The following is a 19,886-nucleotide window of genomic DNA, read 5'->3' as shown; positions in this document are numbered from 1 at the left end:
CCCCCGCTTGGTCAGGCGTCGACGGGCTGGTTGTCGTAGAACGTCCTCCAGCTTTCTCCATCGAACCACACCGGGCAGCCACTTCCCTTGCCGGCGGCTTCGCCGCTGCGTCGGCCATCACCTGCCAGAACCGGCCCGCCGATGCCTTCTCGAATTGACCGAAGCGCGGCGACCGTGAATGCCGGCATGACCGGCGTACGACGGCTTCGATGAACCGCCGTGATGAGGACGGATGCGTTTGAGCCGGGCAAGATCTGGTAGTGGACGACGCCCAATTCCCCGGGGCCGAAGACTAGCGGCTCCGCGATTCCTTTGAGTGTGGAAGAAGGGCGGAAGGTGATGCCCCCGGTCTCGACAATGAGCACTCCGGTCTTGTCCGGCAGGTTGGGCGCTGCCAAGCGGCGAATTTCTGCGGCCTGGGCCGACTGTAATCTCTGTACGGATGCCGCGCTTAGTTGAAGCGTGCCCTCGTCATCTATGTCGCCATCGCTGAGGATCCGGGCGTCGACATGCAGATTGATCGCGGCGCGGGACAGGCAAGGCAAGGTTGCGCCCGCTGCGCTCTCGCGCATAAGCAGGCCGATCACGCCTGAGCCATGACCGCTCGCGGCCCCGCCATGCGCGGTCGAATAGCTTTGATCATTGACCTTGCGGCCGCCGGTCCACGGGCCGGAGGGATGGAAGCCGACGAACGCGAACAGCAAGGGGTCGCCGGATTGGGCAATTTCGATTCCTCGAACATTGTCGCCCCGCCCCGCCGCGCCCCACACGATCCGGCAGCCCCAGATGCCTTGGCCGGAAGGCGATCCGCCGATGCGGATCCCGACGGCATCTCGCTCCCGCAAGCCCAGGTAGCCGCCCGACACGGAACCGCCGTCGCCACGAAGATCGATACCGGTATGGAAGGACAGCACCGCATAGGGGTTGACGATATGCGTGACGCGTCCCTCATCGAAAATGCAGGTACCGCTGACCCCTTCAAAATAGGGGGTGTCGATGCTCAGCCCCTCGGCTGATGCCGCGACGCGTATTCCGTCCTCGACCGCGGCGCTTTCCGGCATGAACAATTTTGACGCCAGGACTCGTTCTGACTGCTCGTCACCGATTTGATAGGCGGTCTTGAAGCCTCGAACCGTGCAATTCGCGATGAAGGAGAGGCCGAAGTCCATCGCCGGCGTGAGGCTGAAGCCCGTTCCGCTCCGTGCAGCGGCCACCTTTGCCCAGTCGTCGTTGAGGACGAAAAAGCGCTGGACCGTTGTCGTGATCAAATTGCCTGCGGAAATGCCGTCTCCGGAGCCGTGCTGGAGCGCGACGAAATCGTGCAGGTGGTTCAGACCGGCTAAGCTGTCGACTTTGATCAGGGGAGTGCCGGCGCTGGTGGCTCCCACGACCCTTTGTTTTCCCCATTCGATCGAGCCGGAGCCTTGGCGGGCGGCACGGGATTTGAAGTGAACGACCGGCCCCGTCGTGCCGATCCCCTCGATCACGGTGCCGGCCTGGAACATCTCCTGCCCAAACGGCTCGCCGGCTCCGGCGCCGAGCACAGAAAACGGCCTGCCGCGTATCTCGTCATTGCCCGGCGGCGGGATGGCGACACCCTTGGTCCGATACCTTTTCGGCGAGAGCTGGAGCAACTGATCGCCGCGGTATGCGCGTGCAATCATCGCATCGAGGTCGTCTGCGGGGTGAGTTTGTGCAGGCAGCGCGAAAGCGTCGGCCCGATCCGCGTCCCAGCAAGCTGCGATTCCGGCGGACCATGTCAGTGTCATGCCGGCGCTGAGCAGGTCGCGTCTGTTCATCGGAAACTCTTCCTCCCAGGAGGTCGGCTTGGCAGCGGCCGACGCCCCTGCCACATGCCGCGGCTTCGTCGCAAAAGAAACCGAACGCGCCGCTCTGGGCTGCGTCTCGGGAACTTAAGCCTTGGCCTTCCGGCTTGCGTTCGATATGCGCAACCATTGGGATGAGCGGGCGCTTTGCCTTTTCGTGACAGACGAAAATTGGCGCGTGGCTCAGGCCGATTTTTAAAACCGGTGGGAAATCAGAAAATATGGTGCGTTGCAGGCTGAACCGTGGGGGAGCCTTTGCCAGTTTCGTATTGCTTTTGGGATTGGCGGGATGCGCTTCGGGCCCGGCCCTTGTCCCCCGTTCCTCCCTGCAAGTCGTTCCGACGGGCGTGCTGCCGGCGCCCGGGTCCGCCGATCCGGCCAGCTCGGATTTCGTACTGGCACCCCTTGACCGGTTGCGCATCGACGTACTCGGCATCGAGGATTTGAGCCGCGTCGTACAGGTCGACGGCGGCGGCAATATCTCCTTTCCCTACGCAGGAGTGATGCAGGCCGCCGGCCGCACGCCCGAAGCAATCGCCCAGCAAATCGCCCAGGCTATGCGTGCGAATTACATTCGTAACCCTCAGGTGACCGTAAATGTGGATCAGGCGGCGCCCCGGACGTTTACCGTCTACGGCGAAGTGCGCGAGCCAGGCAATTATCCAGCCGTCGGATCGACGACGCTGATGCGGGCAGTCGCGAGCGCGCGGGGCCTTGGCGAATTCGCACGCGACCAGGAGGTCATTCTTTTTCGGCGGGTCAATGGCCATGATTACGCGGCCCTCTACAACCTGCGGGCGATCAGCAGCGGTGCCTATGCCGATCCGCAGGTCTATCCGGACGATGTGATCGCCGTGGGCGATTCGCAGGCGCGGCGGCGATTCAAAGATATCCTGAATATCACGCCGCTGCTATTGAACCCGCTGGTTCTTCTGGTCCGCTAGTTTCATTTCTCAATCGAGCATTCGGCAATGAATTTCATGGGTACGTCTCCCGAGGGTCTGAGCTCGGAGAAATTGATCGAGAGCGATGTTCAATCGACTCCCTCGGGCGGCGGGACGCCGATTCTGCTCGAATATCTGCGGGTCATTGAGCGCCGGCGGTGGCTGATCGGCGCCATCCTTGTCGCTTCCGTCGCGATCGCGGTGATCGTCACATTGCTGATGACGCCGCAATACACGGCGAAGACGCGCGTCGAGATCAGCCGGCAGGAACAGCGCATCACCAACATCGAGGGTGTGTCCGGAAAGGACGCAACGTTCGACCAGGAATTTTACGAAACCCAGTACGCGCTGCTGAAGACGCGTGCGGTTGCCGAGCGGGTCGCGCGTTCGCTCGGCCTGGCCAGGGATCCTGCATTCTTCGAAGCACATGGTGTCCGCCTGGACGACGAAGGCGGGCGCAGCGGCGTGCTGTCGAAAGATTCCCTGAAGGAAAGGGAGGATCAGGCGGTCGCCCTGCTTCAGGACCATGTCGCGATCCAGCCGCTCGCGCGCTCCGCGCTGGTCGATATCATGTATGAGAGCGCGAACCCGACGCTTTCGGCGAACATAGCCAATAGCTGGGGCCGTGAGTTCATCGCGGAGAGCCTTGATCGGCGATTCGCGTCGACAGCCAGCGCTCGCCGCTTCCTGGAGCAGCGTCTCGAGACGCTGCGGGAACGCGTTCAGCAGTCCGAGCGTGAACTGGTCAAATATGCCAACCGGTCCGGGATCGTGGTGTTGGAGCAAAAGTCGGAAGATGGACGGGTTCAGACGACCCGAACGCTTACCTCGGCAAATCTTCAAGCCATGAATGCTGCATTGGCGGAGGCCACTGCCGCACGGATTGCGGCCCAGGCACGCGCGGCGGCTGCAGACGTGCAGCCTGCAGGAGCGAACCAGACCGTATCCTCCTTGCGCCAGCGCAAGGCAGAGTCCGAGGCCGCGCTTGCGCAGATGCTGGTGCAATTCGAACCAGCCTATCCTCCGGCGCGTGCGCTGCGCCAGCAGATCGCGAGCCTGAATACCGCCATCGCCCGCGAGGAAGGTCGCGGCGCCCAGGCGCTACAGAAGGACTATCAGGCTGCGCTGCGTCGGGAGCAGGACCTTCAGCACCGGGTCGGCGCGCTTACGCAGGCTCTCACACGCGAAGAGCGCGCCCGCATCCAGTACAATATCTATCAGCGGGAAGCCGATACCAATCGGCAGCTCTATGACAGCCTTCTCCAGCGCTACAAGGAAATCGGCGTTGCCGGCGTTGCCGCCAGCAACATCTCGGTTGTCGACGAGGCACGCGTGCCGACGTCTCCGTCAAAGCCGAAGCTCCCGTTGAACATGGCGGTGGCCTTGCTTGTCGGTATCGCCCTTGCTGGTCTGGTCGTGTTTATCCTCGAGCAGTTTGACGAAGGCGTGCGCTATCCGTCCGATGTCCAGCGTGCACTGGGGCTGCCGCTGCTGGGCGCGGTCCCCGACATTGGTGACGAAAACCCGCAGGAACTGATCCAGAACGTGAAATCCGAGCTGACGGAAGCCTATCTTACCGTCAACTCCAGCCTTGCCTTTTCCACCGACCATGGTGTGCCGAAGTCACTGGTAGTCGTCAGTACGCGACCAGCGGAGGGCAAGAGCACGAGCAGCGTCAGCATAGCAACCGTGCTGGCGCGCACCGGCAAGCGCGTTGTGCTCATCGATGCGGACATGCGTTCGCCGTCGCTTCACACATTGTTCGACGTGAAGCAGCAGCCTGGTTTCAGCAACTACCTTGCGGGTGAGGAGAATTGGAAAGCACTGATGGTGCCGACCTCCACGCCAGGGCTGAACCTGATTCCGGCAGGCATCACGCCTCCTAATCCGGCGGAATTGCTGACAAGCGATCGCGTCGTGCGACTCGTGGCCGCGGTCGAGGCAGAGTTCGACCATGTCGTCATCGATTCTCCGCCCTTGCTCGGCCTTGCTGATGCTCCGTTGTTGGCGCGAGCGGCCGATGGCGTGGTCTATGTCGCAGAGGCTTCAGGCGTCCCCGTACGCGGTATCAAGGCGGCTGTCGAACGCCTTCGCACCAGCCGCAGCCGCATCGTCGGCGTCATCCTGACGAAGCTGAAGCAGAGCGGCGCGACCGAATACGGATATGGCGTCGCCTATGGCTATGGGCTCGCTTATGGCGGTGCGGACAAGGCCAGCAACGCCTGACTCCAGCTTAGCCTGGCTCAGGTTTATTTCGCTCTGGACGCGGTCCTCGACCTGCGGCCGGTTCACGTCTTCATTCCAAGAGGCATTCGATGGCTGCCAATCCTCCAGTCGCTCTCATTACCGGCATTACCGGCCAGGATGGCGCGTATCTGACCGAATTTCTGCTGGAAAAGGGGTACATCGTTCACGGCATCAAGCGGCGCTCCTCCTCGTTCAACACGGGCCGCATCGAACGCTTTTACGAAGACCCGCACGACGATCCCCGCATGATCCTCCATTATGGAGACCTGACCGACTCGACCAATCTGATCCGGATCATGCAGCAGGTGCGGCCGCAAGAGGTCTACAACCTGGCCGCACAGAGTCACGTTGCCGTCTCGTTCGAAACGCCGGAATACACAGCGAACGCGGACGCGGTCGGGACTCTGCGCCTCCTTGAGGCTATCCGCATCCTGGGTCTCGAAGCGACGACGCGCTTTTACCAGGCCTCGACGTCCGAACTCTACGGACTGGTAAGGGAGACCCCGCAAAGGGAGTCCACCCCGTTCTACCCGCGATCGCCCTATGCGGCTGCAAAGCTCTACGCTTACTGGATCGTCGTCAACTATCGCGAAGCATATGGAATCTACGCCTGCAACGGCATTCTATTCAATCACGAAAGCCCGCTTCGCGGTGAGACATTCGTGACCAGGAAGATCACCCGCGCAGCCGCATCAATTTCGCTTGGTCAGCAGGACAGGCTCTATCTCGGGAATCTGGATGCCCGGCGCGATTGGGGCCATGCGCGGGAATATGTTCGCGGAATGTGGCTTATGCTGCAGCAAGACGAGCCGGACGATTTCGTGCTGGCAACGGGGGTCGCCACCAGTGTCCGGCAGTTTGCGGAATGGGCATTCCAGGATGTCGGCATCGACATCGAATGGCGGGGGACAGGTCTCGAGGAAAAGGGCTTTGACCGCGCCAATGGCAGGTGCCTCGTCGAGATCGACCCGCGCTATTTCCGTCCTACCGAGGTTGATTTCCTTCTGGGCGACGCGAGCAAGGCCCGGCAGCAGCTTGGCTGGCGACACGAGACCACAGTCCGCGAGCTTGTCCGTGAGATGGTTGCCGAAGACGTGCAATTGCTCCGGAACGAACCGATCGCGCGCAGCACGTTATGACTGATCTCCAAGGCAAGCGCATCTTTGTCGCCGGCCATCGCGGCATGGTCGGCAGTGCCATTGTTCGGCGGCTGAAGGTCGAACAGTGCGAAACGCTATGCGCTGACAGATCTGACGTGGACCTGCGCGATCAACATCAGGTGAATGCATGGTTTGCCGACCAGCGGCCCGAGCTGGTCTTCGTTGCCGCGGCCAAGGTTGGCGGTATTCTAGCAAACGCGAGCCGGCCTGCCGATTTTCTTTACGACAATCTGATGATCGCGGCGAACGTTATCAGTGCCGCCCGCGCCGTCTCGGTCGAGAAGCTTTTGTTTCTCGGCTCCAGTTGCATTTATCCTAGAATGGCTCCGCAGCCGATCCAGGAAAACGCGCTGCTTACCGGCCCGTTGGAGGAAACCAACGAATGGTATGCGATCGCAAAGATCGCTGGCATCAAATTGTGCCAGGCCTATCGCCGACAGGAAGGATGCGATTTCATTTCCGCCATGCCGACGAACCTTTACGGTACCGGTGACAACTATGATCTGATGAGCAGCCATGTGCTCCCTGCGCTCATTCACAAGGCACATCTGGTCAAGATCGGCGCGCTGCAGCAGCTCGAGCTATGGGGCACGGGAGAGCCCAGGCGCGAATTCCTCCACGCGGATGACTGTGCGGATGCCTGCGTCTTCCTCATGAAGAATTATTCCGCAGAATCGCACGTCAATGTGGGCTTCGGAACCGACATCAGCATCCGAGAGCTCGCGGAGCTGGTCTGCAACGTTGTTGGCATTCCACCCGACCTTGCTTTTGATCTCACCAAGCCGGACGGCACGCCACGCAAGCTGATGGACAATTCAATGCTCAACGGTCTGGGTTGGAAGCCGCAAATAGCACTTGAGGAGGGGATTCGGCGGACCTACGGCGAATTGCTTGCGTCGAATGTCCTGGGGCACACATCCTAGGAAACGCGGTCGAGCCTGGGACTCTGAACCACCATTTCAGAACCGGGCTGATCGGTTTTGCCGACGATCCGCACCAGAAAGGCATCGCACCCGGCGGGGAGAGCAATGAGTTCGTCCAACTGTGCTGGATGCGGCGTCAGGTCCAATCTCTTCGACCACAAAATCTTCTGCTGGGCACCCGTCTGGCACATTACCTCCCAGGTCAGCCGGCCTCCGGACGAGCCCTCGGCAAGATATTGACGCGCTCGAACCCGGTAGGTCCCGGCTGGCACCACGATCAGCTTGGCCGCCGCCTGTGCGTTGCCTGGTTCATAGAAGTTCACATGCAGTTCGTTTTCCGACTCGCTTGCGCCACGCAGAAATCCGCTTCCCATGATGGGTGTGTTGTAAGTGACCCACGTGAGCGGTGCGTAGCGTGGATCTATGTCTGCGATCTCGAACGACAAACTCTTGGGAGTCTTGGGATCGGCATCCGGAAGAGATGCATAGAGACGCAGAGCAGGCCCGATGGCGCCTTGATCGGCCAGACGTTTCAGCAGCTCAGAGGAAACGGCGGCGCTGACCGCGGAGCCGGAAACGCCACCTGATGCCTCGATCAGCTCCGCAAATACCGCCGGTTTCGCACTATTGCGAACTGCAAAGCGGAGGAAGTCGGGCAGCCATTCCGGCCGCTCGCGAGCGATGCTGAGAAATGGAGGCCATAGCGCCTTGTCCTCCAGAGCGCTCGTGAGAACCGGCGAAAGGATTTGCCGCGCGCTCCTGCTCGTACGCATGGCCACGTCATAATGGCGAAGCGCCTCTGCGGCGTCGTTGCGCGCCACGGCGGCTTCGATCAGCCATAGATGAACGGGCAGGTTCGCGCGATTCATGCGGTCGGCCAATTCCATTGCCGAGCGCCCCGCCCGATAGTCGGCGTCGCTTCGTGAGTAGCCGATAAGGCTCAGGGCAATCGGATTGACGGCAAGCTGCTTGATGCTGCGCTTCCCGAGATTTGCGAGCCGGTCCGGATGGCGGATGGCCTTGCCGCTGAGGAGCTGAGTCTCGCCGATCGTTGCGAGAGCGATCGGATCATCCGGACTAAGGAGAAGCGCCAATTCCGGTCGGACGCGATGCGTTACGTTGGTGAATGCCGAGGCGAACGCTTCGTACGCTGCAAAGGCGGTCAATCCTCCAAGCGCGATGCCCCAGGCTATGCGCGCTTTGCTTGCCTTGCCAGTCCGCGGATTCATTGCCCGAACGCCTGTGTTGGATTGCCTTTGCGCAAAGTTCGAGATTCCGGCGGGCGAGAAGTCATGAGGACGGCGGACCAGGCGAGCAGGCAAGCGATGACCGGAGTGCGCGACGGGTAGTCGAGCAGGCTTGCAAGTCCGACCAGCAGCAGAATGACTGCACTTGCGCGGGCAAGGCGGCCGTGGGGGAGCCTTTCGGGGCGCTCCCTTACCAGGCGCACGGCTGAGAGGCACCAAAGTCCGATGGCGCTGATCAACAGCAGGATGCCCGGCAGGCCAAGGGTGAAGCCCCATTCCAGCCAGTCATTGTGCGCATGGTTCAGATAGGCCGTTCCCAGAATCTGCCGCGGCTCGTCGATGCGATAGACGTCGACAAAGGAACCGATCCCCGCGCCAACGGGGAAATACTTGCCGAGCATCGCGAATATCGGGCCCCAGCTGCTGAGGCGCAGTTCATCTGGTCCGGTGGTCAACAGCCGGTCGATCGCCGAGGCACGAGACATATAGATCGCGATGGCGATCAGCAGCAGGACAAGGCCGGCGGCTGCCCCGACAATGAGCTTGCGGTGGCGGGATATGAGAGAGCGCCGAGGCTGTGGGTCAAGCACCAGCGCGGTGAGTGCGATGGCCAAGGGCGCCAGGACCAGACCTGCGCGCGATCCGGTAAGCAGGACAAGCATTACTAAGGTCAGCGACATCAGCAGGATGCCCAGCAGAATGAACGTCGCGTTCCGATCCGGGTTGCGGTTGGTCGGCACGATTGCTCCGAAGAGCGGGAATGCGCAGCACATCAGCAAGGCAAAATGGTTGCGGTTAGCGAACAGTCCGGTCGGTTCGCCGAAGTTCGTCACGCGGTAGAAATACAGCGATCGATTATATCCGGTGACGACCTGAGCGATTGCGATAGCCGCGCTCAGCAATATCAATGCCACCGCCAGGTAGGTGAGCCGCTGTCGTTGTTCAGGAGACATCTGAACAGCGAGCACAAAGATGCCGATCGGTACAAGCAGCGAATAAAACGCGTTCCACGCCCGCCACGGAATCAATGCGATCGGCAGCCACGGTTGCTCGACGCCCGCCACTATTGCGGCTTGGGATGGCAATTCGCGTCCCGGAAGGGCTGTCCAGATTGCCGGCGGAAGCGGGATGAGGTGGATGACGGCAAGGGCGAGCAGTGCGCCGAGCCAGATGACCGAGCTCCGATAGCGCTGCAGATGCTCGCTATTGAGCGTCCATAGGCCCAGCCCGAGGCAGAGAACCGCTAACGGCCTCAGAATGACGAGGCTGAGAATATCGTCGCGCGATCCTCCGCCGAACAGGAAGGCCGCGCTGAGCAATATTGCGAGCGCCCAGAAGGCCGGATCGATCTGCTGCGCCCACTTCATGCGGGGGCGGCGTGTCTTGGTCCGCGCCATGGACTAGCGCAACAGCCGCTTGGCGCGCATTTCCTCGAGCGAAGCTTCATAGGCGCTTGGCTGCACGCCGCAGGATTTTGCCCAGTCCACGAACAATGTGACGCCCTCTTCAAAATCGAATGCCGGCTGGAAACCCAGCACCTCCCGAATCCGGCTTGTGTCGGCGACGTTATGACGAATGTCGCCGATGCGGAAGTTCCCGCTGATCTCGACCGGCACCTGCACTCCGATCAGGCGCACCAATGTGCGCGCTACCTCCAGGACGGATGTGGCGACACCGGTTCCGACGTTGAACAGGCGGTTGGCGGCGGCGGGGTGCTCGATCGCAAGCATGGTGGCGGTCACGACGTCGTCGATGAACACGAAGTCGCGGCTTTCCCGACCGTCTTCGAAAACATTGATGGGCTTGCCCTGAAGGATCAGGTTCGAGAAGATCGACAGGATTCCGGTATAGGGGTTTCGAAGCGACTGGCCCGGGCCGAACACATTCTGATAGCGAAGTGCTACGCCCTCCAGCCCGAGCGATGGGCATACTGCCATGACCAGCTGTTCCTGCACCTGCTTGGTGATGCCGTAGACCGAAGTCGGGTGCAGCTTGGACTCTTCGTCGGTCGGGGCGAGCTGGAGCGGCGCGGAGGCTCCGGGAAAGGTCGGCTCGAACCGCCCCGCTTCCATATCGTCGGGCGAGCGGCTGGGCGGGTAAACATAACCCAGCTCAGGCGAGAAATAGCGCCCCTCGCCGTAGATGGCGCGCGAGGAGGCGACGACCACGCGGCGGACCTTTCCGGTCCGGCTGGCGAGCACATCGAGCATCAATGCCGTACCGCCTACATTAGCGGACGTGTAGCGCTCGATTTCATACATCGACTGGCCCGTGCCCGTCTCCGCGGCGAGGTGCACGATGACCTCGTGGTCGGGCAGCAACCGCTCCAGCAGGGGGCGATCCGTCACCGAACCCCGGACAAAGCTGACCTTGCCCTCGATTGACCGGAACAGGGGAGAGGCTTCGGGCGCGTCCCCATGGATTTGCGGAGACAACGTATCCAATACAGTGACGCTGTGACCGGATGTGACGAGCCTCAGTGCAAGATTGGAACCGATAAATCCGGCCCCGCCGGTGATCAGGACGTTCACTGCGCCTCTCCGCCGCCTGTGATCGATGCGACCGTTTTCTCGATGTTGGCACGGGAGGAGGCGCCGAATACGATCGACTGGATGTTGAGCTGGTTGATGTACGCATAGGCTTCGGTCGGCGGGATCGCTCCCGACGCAAGCGTCGACATTGCCATGAATTGATAGTCGGCCGGATGGTTCTGGGCGATCACCGCCTCGTACGATGCGCGGTCGGGAGACATCAGATAGCCGATCTTGTTGATCGAGGAGCAGATTACGACGTCCTTGATCCCCCACTCGACAAGTCTGCGGTGGAGCAGCGGGAGATTCTGTGTGATCAGGCCCGGCTTCGCTCCGTACCGTTTTCGGATATGACTGCAATATTCGATGAACGGAGCTGGCGTTTCGAAACCAAGCATCAGGTCGACGATGATGTTCTGCAGAAACACGACGCGCACGTCCAAGCCTCGGAAGATCGTCATTTCCTGATCGACGAGCATCCGCATCAGCCTGACCGCGTCGAATGACAGGGTGGCCATCGCGCCTTGCGCGATCTTGCCGAGCGCGGACCCGGCGCCATCGGCAAACAACAGACCCTGCAACGCGCCGACCATGCCTTTTTCGGCGACAAGACCCGCATATTTGTGCGGGTAGGGGATCGAAGGATACCAGGCGATCGGCGGCAGTTGCGATTTCATCGCGCGGAACCGGTCGCAGATCGCCAGCGCGCGATCGTTCGAATTGAGCATGACCGCGCGGATTCCAGCTTCGAATGCATAGCCATATACTTCGAAGATGCGGTCCAGGTCGGCGAAGCGTTTGGCTTGCTCGCTGGCTTTGTCTTGCGACATGTGATTGATTCCGAAGAACTGATTGTCTCCGAAAACAACGCGGTCGATCATGCCACTAACTCGCTCTTGTTGTTCTGCCAGTCGGCGAAAATGGCTTCGACAATTTCCAGTGTTGCCGCGGCATCGCTGAATGTGCACCGCGTATTGCGGTTCATACGGATCGCATCGACAAAATCGTACAATTGTCGGGTGAACTCATTACCTCGCAGGTAGAAGGGAACCGGCGTGCTCAGATCGGTGATGCTCCTTTGGTTCCAGCCGGCGGCCAGGCCGTGTGCTTCGTTCGCTTCCGGCAGATGGATTTTCAATCCGTGCTGGTCGGCAATGGCCTTGCCCCGCTCGCCATAGACTTCGATGCGATTGGCCGGCTTGCGATAGCTCGCGTCGCTCCAGTTGGTGTAAAGCAATCCCGACAGGCCGGTCTTATACAGAAAAGTCGAAGTGACGATGTCCTCGACGTTCTCAGAGAAAACACGGGTCAGGCTGGATCCCTTGACGAGATCGGGTTTCCCGAAAAGAAAGTTGATAAGATCGATGGCATGGCTGGCCATTTCATAGATGGCGCCGCCACCATTCGCGTGGCTGGCTCGCCATCCTTCGCCTTTCTGCTGCCGGACGATGGTCGGGCTGTACATTTCGGAGCGGAATTGGTGCACGCGTCCGAACACGCCCTCGGAGACCAGGGTCCGCAGCTGGAAGAATACGTCATTGAAGCGGTTCACATAGCCAACCTGATTGACGAGACCGGCGCCGCTGAAACTCGCGGCCAATTCGCGGCCTTGCGTCGCTGAAAGGACGAAGGGCTTCTCGACGAACGCATGCAGGCCGTGCTGGCGGACGGCCGTCAGGATTGCGTGGTTGGCAGCCGGCGGGGTGCAGAGCAGGACTGCATCCAGTCCCCCTTCGCGCAACAGCGCTTCATAGGTCCTATGCGTGCGGACGCCCGCATATTTAGCGAGCAATTTGTTGATCACCATCGATGGGTCCGCCGTTGCGACGACCCTCACGTCCGGATGCGTGTTGATGATCGAGTGGTGTGTAATGCCCATCCGGCCGGAGCCGATAATGCCGATCTTCAAAGGAGCGTTCATGCGGAGTGTTTTCTGATGCGGAGAGTGGCGAGGAACAGGTGCCCGAAGAAGATGCCGATATTCGGGTATCGCTTGAGGATCTCCGGCCGGTGGATCGTCCGGATCAGCCAGCCGAGCTTCAGCTTCCACCAGAGCGGGGCGATCGGGCGTTCGTTCCCGGCAAACCAGTCGAAGACCGCCCCAACGGAAATCGCAAGTCCGGCCTGCAGTCGGTCACGATGAAGATGCACCCATTTTTCCTGCTTTGGAGCGGTCATGCCGACAAAGACAATGTCGGGTGAAAAGCCGTTGACGGCGTCAATCATTATCTGGCTGTCGGCTTCATCGAATACGGGTTTGTACGGTGGGGAGAACGACCCGACCTGGACATTTGGGTACTGTACAGCCGCTGCCCGATGGATCGCATCCAGCGTTGCTTCTGATGCGCCGAGGAAAAAAGCGCGGCCGCCGCAGGCGTTCAGACGGCGCATGAAATGGTGGAATACGTCGGGACCCTGGTTGGCTTTGATTGTGCGTCCTTTGAGCAACAGGCCGGCCAACCCGAAATAGACACCATCTAGCACCAGATAGTCCGCCTGCTCCAGCGCACGCCGGAATGCGGCATCTTTCGTTGCCATGCCATAGCTGTTCGGGCTGATCGTCGCCACGCTGCGGCACGGGCCGTCGACCGGGATCGTCGACAGGTCGTCGTTGAATACCCGAAGCCGAAAGACATCGACGGTTTGTGGAGAAGTCACCGAACTGCTTTCGTCCCGGTCAGCCGCGATAGGTTTCGCTGGCGAAAATCGGGTTGTCCGTGCGTGCGAAGAACAGATCGACCTGCCACAGAGCCTGGTCAGAGGGGCGGACCATCGGATCGGCCAGACGGAGGACGCGAAACCCCTTTGCTGCGAGCAACTCGATCATTTCGTGGAACAGCAGCGTGTCCGGCGTGTGCCGGAAGTTATACGTCTCCATCACGATATAAGAAGTCTGGGCCAGGGTATCGCCGGCGCCTTCCAGGATGGGCCGTTCGAAGCCGTGCGTGTCGAATTTGAGGAAAAACGGACCCGTGGCCTGCTTTTCGCGTACGATCCCATCGATCGATCGCACCGGGATCATCCGGCGCTCGCCCTCTGCCCCGTGGACGGTGCTGCCGTCCAGATCGGCCGTGACTGAAATCTCGATGTCGCCACCATCTTCGGTGCCGGCCGCTGCGAGCACGTAATCGTAGCGCGGATTCGCCGCCTTCAGCTGGGCCAGATAGGGTTCGCGCTCACGCAGCGGATCGACGCCGATCACGCGCGCTTGCGGGAAAGTCGAAAGGGCCATCGCGCTCCAATGCCCGCGGGCTGCGCCCATATCGATGATGGTGGCCAGCCCCGGCTGGCGATTTGCGATCATTTTCAGCCCGGATTTCATATCGAATCCGCGGCGGTATAGCTGCACGCCAGCAGGGACGAGCAGGCTATTCGCAAGATCGAGGAGAAAGCGTTTCATGAGATTCCCTGGAGACGGGCGCGTTAGCCGATGTGGACTGTGGCTGCCACCCTGTTTGGCGGCTGCGGGGTGGTCGCGCTGGAAACAAGCCTGCTCACCCACGAAGCAAGCGAGAAGCTGGAGAAGTTCGCCGGAGCGGGGAGGGGGCCTCGAACAAATTCTGCCACGTCCTTGAAGTCGAGATGTTCGTCAAGGACCATCAGCCGTGCCGCATCGTAAAAGGTCTCTTCCAGTACGACGCGGTTGCTCGTGATGATTTTCAGCCCGGCACACAGGTTTTCGATAAAGCGCATCGTATAGCCGGACTGTCGATGATTGGGGAAATCAAACGTTGCCCGCGATTGCTGCATGAGCTGGATGATCTGCCGCTGGCTTATGCTTCGCAACTTCAATTCGGGCATCCAGAGGCCGCGGCGCAGTAGCGACAGCAGACCCGCCGGGCTGCAATAGAGGTGCATTTTCAGCCGCAGGCCAGAAGTCTTGCAGAAGCGCTTGAGCGCGCGCGCAGCCCGGAACCGATCGGCGGACACCACTGTTCCTACAAAATAGATGTCGAACCGCGCATCTTCATTCTGCCGGTGCCCGAAATACTCAGGCAGGGCGAAAAGCGGTAAATAACCTGCGCCTAATTCTTGCGCATCTTCACGATCGAACGTGAGGAAACTATCGAAGAATTGAGTGTAGCGGCGATAATCATGAGTGCGCAGCGAGTCCCAATTGTAGAGGACGAAGCGCGCATCCGGGAAAGTGCTCCTGAAATCGGCGACAATCTCGGGTGCCATCCGATGGACTTGCAGGAACAGGACCAGGTCGTAGTGATTTCCGCGTTCCGATGCGAGAATCCGCTCGTGATAATTGCGCATCGCCGCTTCGAACCGACCCGGCGCATAACGCTTCAATACCTTGTGCCGCCGCTTGGTCAGCTCCATCGAATGGAATGTCGTGCGGTGGCCCTGTCTAGCCAGTTCTCGCACGATGCGCTGCGTGTATTCGTAATAGTCGATTCCGATAAACAGGATGTGCATGGTTCACGCCGCCGCGCGGTTCAGGGCGGTCCGTCGCGCATCGGCCGGCACTTTGGGCGCAACCAGCAGGCCGCTGAACACGATCGCCAGAAACAATGGCGTCAACAATAATGCCTCGCTGATCAGTGAGAGCGTCAGCATCACCGCGATCAGCATCTTGTCGCGCAGAAAGCGCTGCCGAAGCATGCCGAAAACGATAACCAGACCCAAGGGGTAACCAATATAGGCAAACAATGATGCGAAACTGTTTGAGTTGCTGCGCTCGGTGATATTTCCAATACCCAATTGGGTTTCGTTGTAGCCGAGCCGCTGCGCCTCGATATAGTAGCGCTCATAGTCGAACCCGATGCCGGTGAGCGGATATTCATTGGCGATGCGGATGCCGGTGATGAGGTCGTACTGTCGTGCCCATGCCGACCCGCGATAGTCGCCGGTGAGCTTCGAATTCAGGTTCGCATAGGCGAACAGAAACACCGGAACGAGCGCGACAGGCGCGAGTACGAGCACAAGAATTCGCTCTCTCAGCCCTGCGGTCTGCAATTTGCGAAGAGCGAAATAGCCCAGTTGCACTGCGCATACGATAACGCCGGTGGTCGATTGGGTGGCGACAACCCCGGCGATCGCCAGCGCTACCAGGCGAGGCCGTTTGAAGACAAACAGTGAAATATAAAGCAGAAGGTTCAGGTATATCTGGAAGACGCCGGGTTCCCAGAAAAAGCCGTCGGGACGGGGTATCGACCCTGGCAGGTCGAGTGTCACGTGATAATTGAAGATGAGAAGCAGCGACTGGTAGGTCGTGTCATTGACCTCGATCGGGACAAAGAAATTCGGTAGAAGAAGCGCCAAGGGTGGGGTCAGTATCGCCTGAATAGCCATCCATTTCAGGATGGGGACAAGATCATAGGCCAACTTGTCGCGGGGCTGGTCGATGTAAAGGGACAGCAGAAGGACTCCGCCGATGATGTTCGCGAATCGCGTGATGTTCTCGCTGCTCGCGATCGCGCCGCCTCCGATCATGGCGCCGATGAGGATCGCGAGAATTACCAGCCAGATGCGGGAAAATTCCGGACGTAGAACCTTCGTCGGCGCCCCCTGCCAAAGGCATAGCATGGCTAGCAGGCCCAGCAGGACCGGCCGAGGAAACAGCAACATGCCGCCGCTCATCAACATCCCGATGAACAGCGTCAGCCGGGGCAGGAAGTTTGATGGTCCGGCCGGGCGCGGCGCATGGCTGCGCAGAGCTCGAATTTCATTCATCAGCGAATTGTCCGGACCGGTCAGTTGGCCGCCAGCTGTCCGTGGCAGGATGGTAGCGGCGAACTATACGGGCTGGCGACCCGATGGCAACACAGAAATCCGGGATGTCGCGGGTGACGACGCTGTTTGCGCCGATCACGCAATTGCGGCCGATGCGGCAGCCGAGGATTACGGCGTTCTCTCCGATCCAGGAGCCGTCTCCGATCGCCACCAGCCCCATCCGGTACTGGCCTTGGTCCAGAATTGCACGGCTCGGGTCGCGATACTCATGCCCGTTGTCGCTGATGAACACGCGATCGGCGATCAGTACGCGTGTGCCGATCGCAACATGCTGCGTGCACACGATATGCGCATGGTTGCCGACCATCGTACCTTGACCGATTTCAAGGCGCGGATTGCGCTCGTGATCGCGAAGCACAGCGATATAGGCGCCATATTGAAGGGTGACGTCGTCGCCGAGATGAAAGTGTCTGGCGCCCCAGATGCGCAGCGGAAAGACAATCCGGACCCTGCGCCCGAACGTGCCGAAAAACGGTGCCAGGAGTCGGTAGAAGAGGACGGAGATCAGGTCCCGGATGCGGAAATGGATCATCGCTGCCGGCCTTTCCGGTGCCGCTGGAACAACTGGAATTCCGGGTATCTGGCACACGCGGCAACATAGCCGGCGATCAGGATCACGGCCATCACGGCATAGGCACCCGCACGCACCATCATCACGCCGTCAAGGCCAAGATGGGGGCGGGTCACCAGGCTCGCTCCCAGCAGGGCTGCGGTGATAACCGTTCCGGCACCATAGGCTAGAAGATATGTCCGGTACCGGATCAGTACGTTGAACACGATCGCAAAGGGTGTCGCTAGGGTGAAGAGTATCAGGCCCGGGGCGACCACGTAGACGTAGCGGAGATCCGGCAGATAGCGCGGAAGAATCAGCTTCAGGACGGGCGCGGCAAGCACGGCGAGGGCCAATGCCGCCGCCAGGCAGTAGCTGAGCTGCACGACAAGAAACGATCGGATTCCCTGCGCGACCGCCGGCATGTCGCCGTCGCGTCGCGAACGCACCAGCCGCGGCAGGAAAATCGCGTCGAATGTGGTCGGCATCAGGTTGAACAGCGTAATGAACAGGAAAACCAGGTAGAGATGGCCGAGGCTGTCGATTCCGAGGGTGCCGACGACGTACCAGCGCTCGAACTGGGTATTGGCCTGCAGAAAGATGCCGGTCAAAAAGACAATGAAGCCGCTTGCCATTATTCGCCGGACGAGGATCATGTCGAACGAGATTGCCCTGGGGCGCAGATCGGCGCGCCGGGCCAGGACGTAGGCGACGAACACCACCGGTTGCGCGGCGACCGATGCCATGCAGGCAAGCAGAGGCCAGGCTGGGACCAGGACGAGCAACGCGAGCGAGGCAATCGCGGCCAGCAGCGTGGCCCGATTCAGCATCCGCAGCTCGGCGAACGCGATAAGCTGGTTTGCGACCCACGTTCGGACAAGCGTCCATCCGCCCGCGGCGGCGCCGACCAGGAGGACGAGTGCGAATGAGAGATTCTGACTGAACGGCATCGCGAGCAGCGCCGCGGCAATGGAAATGATGCCGATCACGCAAAGGGCCGTGTACACGACGTCGTTGATTCGGGTGCTCGCCTCGGATGCACCGTCACAAAGCAGGCGATAGCCGCCGTTCAGAAACCCGAACTGCAGCGCCCCCACCAGCAGTATGACGGACTGCAACAGGGTGACCAGGCCCAGTTTGTCGTAGTCCAACACCAGCATCGTCAGATAGCTGCGTCCAAGGAACAGCAGATTCGTGGCCACGTTCACGATCACGAAGGCGACGCGCGGGTCGGATAGGCGTGATCGCAATGCCGAAGGGGATGAAATCAACTCATGCACCTGCGGCGCTGGCAATGGCATGGACGACCGCTTTGCGATTGTCTTCCGAATAGAGGCCGGCGTGCGGAAATGGGTTGCCGCGATAGCTCGCCTCGACCATTCGGGCGACCAAGTCCCCGACGGATTCCAGGGACGCCCGACTCTGGTCCGACAACGGCAGGCGAAGCGCCGCCTTCAAATCGGCAAAGTTGGCGATGCGGGTGATTCCAGGCACATTGTCGTAGAAGATTTGGCCCATGACGTAAACCGGGTGTCCGGTGACGGCGGCTTCCCACCCGACGGTGCTGGTGAGCGTGACCACGCGACTGGCCCGGTCGAGCACTTGTCGCCCGTGCACCTCAGCCGGCAGATAGTAGAGGGCCGAGCAATTCTTCCGGATGAGCCTGAACTTGCGACGCAGCAGCGAGCCCTTGTCGACCGGATGCTCTTTCACGACAAGCACCTGGTCCGGGGTAAGGCACTTAAGGATGTTCTCTATGGTGGATACCTGATCGGAATAGAATTCCGACATGTAATTCAAGGTCGCTTCGGGTTCCTGGTGAAGGGGGTAGAAGATCGCTTCAATGCCGTCCGGGATGTCCTCCAGGCGATCATAACCGACAAAGAAGCTCTTGAAGAAGACCGACAGCTTCTTCGCATATTCTTCGGAGTACGTCTCGTACGAGAAGCGGCGGCCGAACAGGCGCTTCAACCGCCAATAGGCAAATTTCGCCGCGGCGGCAGCGATGGGGCGGAGCGCGCGGCGATCGCTCAGGTTCTGCACATAAAAGGGCTTGTAGTCCTGCTGCCGGACCTCCTCGAGATATGCTTCCGCTGCACGTCGTGACTCGTCGCCCGGGCGCGAGTCGGGGATGAAGCGGCCAGAAAGGCTCAGGGGATCGGGAAGCCAGTAGAACAGGTCGTTAACGACGCAGTTCATCCCTGCCAAATACCGTATGCCCCGCGCTTCTGCCTCAATCAGAAGGACTTCCGAGATTTCGATGGCAACCAGTTCGTTTACGACTGCTGCCGGTCGATGCTCGTCCAGGATCCTACTCCAAAATGCACGCTCCTTGGCGAGAATATGGCGTCGCATTGGCGCATCAAAGCGGCCGAGGAAACGATCAGCCATGAACGACGTACGCAAATAGGCTTCCGGCAATTCCTCCTCGGGAAGGCGATCGAAATCGCATTCGAAACACGCCACGACTTTGTGGCCGCGCCGCTCGACGATCCGCTTCTCTGCGCGAGTAAGCGTGACGAAAACTGCTTCATAACGATTGCTGGCCAACGTCGGAAAATAGTCGGCTTGGTACCCTCTCGCAAAAAAAACGACCTTAGGCAGCTTCATTGTTCTTCCTACATTGCGATTTCCGTCCCAGGCTTGGAGGAACGGAGTCTTGATAGCTTATCTGAGAGCAGACACTGATCCAGGCAGGGCTGCTTCGTAGCATCCC

The 19,886-nt window shown here is 60.3% G+C and carries 17 protein-coding genes; 4 read left to right on the top strand and 13 right to left on the bottom strand.

From position 1 onward, the window contains the following. Nucleotides 1-11: 11 nt before the first annotated feature. Nucleotides 12-1,799: a hypothetical protein gene (locus tag GON01_RS08740; RefSeq protein WP_157026990.1), complete on the bottom strand. Its 1,788-nt coding sequence runs from the start codon at nucleotides 1,797-1,799 to the stop codon at nucleotides 12-14. A 374-nt stretch (nucleotides 1,800-2,173) separates the two neighbouring features. On the opposite strand from GON01_RS08740, the gene GON01_RS08735 reads away from it, so the two are divergent. The 4 genes from GON01_RS08735 (at nucleotide 2,174) to GON01_RS08720 (ending at nucleotide 7,100) form a co-directional block, all read left to right on the top strand. Continuing rightward, on the top strand, nucleotides 2,174-2,770 hold the full coding sequence (locus GON01_RS08735; protein ID WP_181600087.1) for a polysaccharide biosynthesis/export family protein: 597 nt from the start codon (nucleotides 2,174-2,176) through the stop codon (nucleotides 2,768-2,770). A gap of 27 nt (nucleotides 2,771-2,797) precedes the next feature. Further along, complete coding sequence (locus GON01_RS08730) at nucleotides 2,798-4,996, top strand: GumC family protein (protein ID WP_157026988.1); 2,199 nt, start codon at nucleotides 2,798-2,800, stop codon at nucleotides 4,994-4,996. Nucleotides 4,997-5,085: 89 nt separating this feature from the next. After that, nucleotides 5,086-6,156 (top strand): GDP-mannose 4,6-dehydratase, encoded by a 1,071-nt coding sequence (gmd, locus tag GON01_RS08725; protein WP_157026987.1) that lies wholly within the window; start codon nucleotides 5,086-5,088, stop codon nucleotides 6,154-6,156. After that, a complete protein-coding gene (locus GON01_RS08720; RefSeq protein ID WP_157026986.1) occupies nucleotides 6,153-7,100 on the top strand; it encodes a GDP-L-fucose synthase family protein in 948 nt (315 codons plus the stop codon). Before gmd ends, GON01_RS08720 begins: the two co-directional genes overlap by 4 nt. Here GON01_RS08720 and GON01_RS08715 read toward each other — a convergent pair. From GON01_RS08715 to GON01_RS08660, 12 genes are read right to left on the bottom strand one after another with little or no spacing between them, the layout of a single operon-like run. After that, nucleotides 7,097-8,329, bottom strand: a complete 1,233-nt coding sequence (locus GON01_RS08715) for a hypothetical protein (protein WP_157026985.1) — start codon at nucleotides 8,327-8,329, stop codon at nucleotides 7,097-7,099. The genes GON01_RS08720 and GON01_RS08715 overlap by 4 nt on opposite strands. Then, nucleotides 8,326-9,744, bottom strand: a complete 1,419-nt coding sequence (locus GON01_RS08710; RefSeq protein ID WP_157026984.1) for an O-antigen ligase family protein — start codon at nucleotides 9,742-9,744, stop codon at nucleotides 8,326-8,328. Before GON01_RS08710 ends, GON01_RS08715 begins: the two co-directional genes overlap by 4 nt. Nucleotides 9,745-9,747: 3 nt before the next feature. Beyond that, nucleotides 9,748-10,878 (bottom strand): NAD-dependent epimerase/dehydratase family protein, encoded by a 1,131-nt coding sequence (locus GON01_RS08705; RefSeq protein ID WP_181600085.1) that lies wholly within the window; start codon nucleotides 10,876-10,878, stop codon nucleotides 9,748-9,750. Next, entirely contained in the window at nucleotides 10,875-11,846 is a 972-nt protein-coding gene (locus tag GON01_RS08700) for a hypothetical protein (RefSeq protein WP_309503554.1), read from the bottom strand. Before GON01_RS08700 ends, GON01_RS08705 begins: the two co-directional genes overlap by 4 nt. Further along, the gene (locus tag GON01_RS08695) at nucleotides 11,756-12,787 is read right to left on the bottom strand and encodes a Gfo/Idh/MocA family protein (protein ID WP_198159816.1); all 1,032 of its coding nucleotides are present in this window, start codon (nucleotides 12,785-12,787) and stop codon (nucleotides 11,756-11,758) included. The genes GON01_RS08700 and GON01_RS08695 overlap by 91 nt, the downstream gene beginning before the upstream one ends. Nucleotides 12,788-12,795: 8 nt before the next feature. After that, complete coding sequence (locus GON01_RS08690; protein WP_181600084.1) at nucleotides 12,796-13,536, bottom strand: WecB/TagA/CpsF family glycosyltransferase; 741 nt, start codon at nucleotides 13,534-13,536, stop codon at nucleotides 12,796-12,798. A 19-nt stretch (nucleotides 13,537-13,555) separates the two neighbouring features. Continuing rightward, nucleotides 13,556-14,380 carry an FkbM family methyltransferase gene (locus GON01_RS08685; protein WP_181600083.1) on the bottom strand — a complete coding sequence of 275 codons (825 nt, stop codon included), beginning with the start codon at nucleotides 14,378-14,380 and terminating at the stop codon, nucleotides 13,556-13,558. Beyond that, nucleotides 14,302-15,303, bottom strand: coding sequence for a CgeB family protein (locus GON01_RS08680; RefSeq protein ID WP_157026980.1), 1,002 nt, complete (start codon nucleotides 15,301-15,303; stop codon nucleotides 14,302-14,304). Before GON01_RS08680 ends, GON01_RS08685 begins: the two co-directional genes overlap by 79 nt. A gap of 3 nt (nucleotides 15,304-15,306) precedes the next feature. Further along, entirely contained in the window at nucleotides 15,307-16,560 is a 1,254-nt protein-coding gene (locus tag GON01_RS08675; protein ID WP_157026979.1) for an O-antigen ligase family protein, read from the bottom strand. Further along, nucleotides 16,553-17,152 (bottom strand): acyltransferase, encoded by a 600-nt coding sequence (locus GON01_RS08670; protein WP_157026978.1) that lies wholly within the window; start codon nucleotides 17,150-17,152, stop codon nucleotides 16,553-16,555. Before GON01_RS08670 ends, GON01_RS08675 begins: the two co-directional genes overlap by 8 nt. Then, complete coding sequence (locus tag GON01_RS08665; protein WP_198159815.1) at nucleotides 17,149-18,471, bottom strand: hypothetical protein; 1,323 nt, start codon at nucleotides 18,469-18,471, stop codon at nucleotides 17,149-17,151. The genes GON01_RS08670 and GON01_RS08665 overlap by 4 nt, the downstream gene beginning before the upstream one ends. After that, the gene (locus GON01_RS08660; RefSeq protein WP_157026976.1) at nucleotides 18,443-19,780 is read right to left on the bottom strand and encodes a capsular polysaccharide export protein, LipB/KpsS family; all 1,338 of its coding nucleotides are present in this window, start codon (nucleotides 19,778-19,780) and stop codon (nucleotides 18,443-18,445) included. Before GON01_RS08660 ends, GON01_RS08665 begins: the two co-directional genes overlap by 29 nt. Nucleotides 19,781-19,886 lie beyond the last annotated feature (106 nt).

This window comes from Sphingomonas horti (assembly GCF_009753715.1).
Lineage (GTDB): Bacteria > Pseudomonadota > Alphaproteobacteria > Sphingomonadales > Sphingomonadaceae > Sphingomonas_B > Sphingomonas_B horti.
Note: the sequence above shows the minus strand (reverse complement) of the source record. Positions and strands in the feature narration are given on the sequence as shown.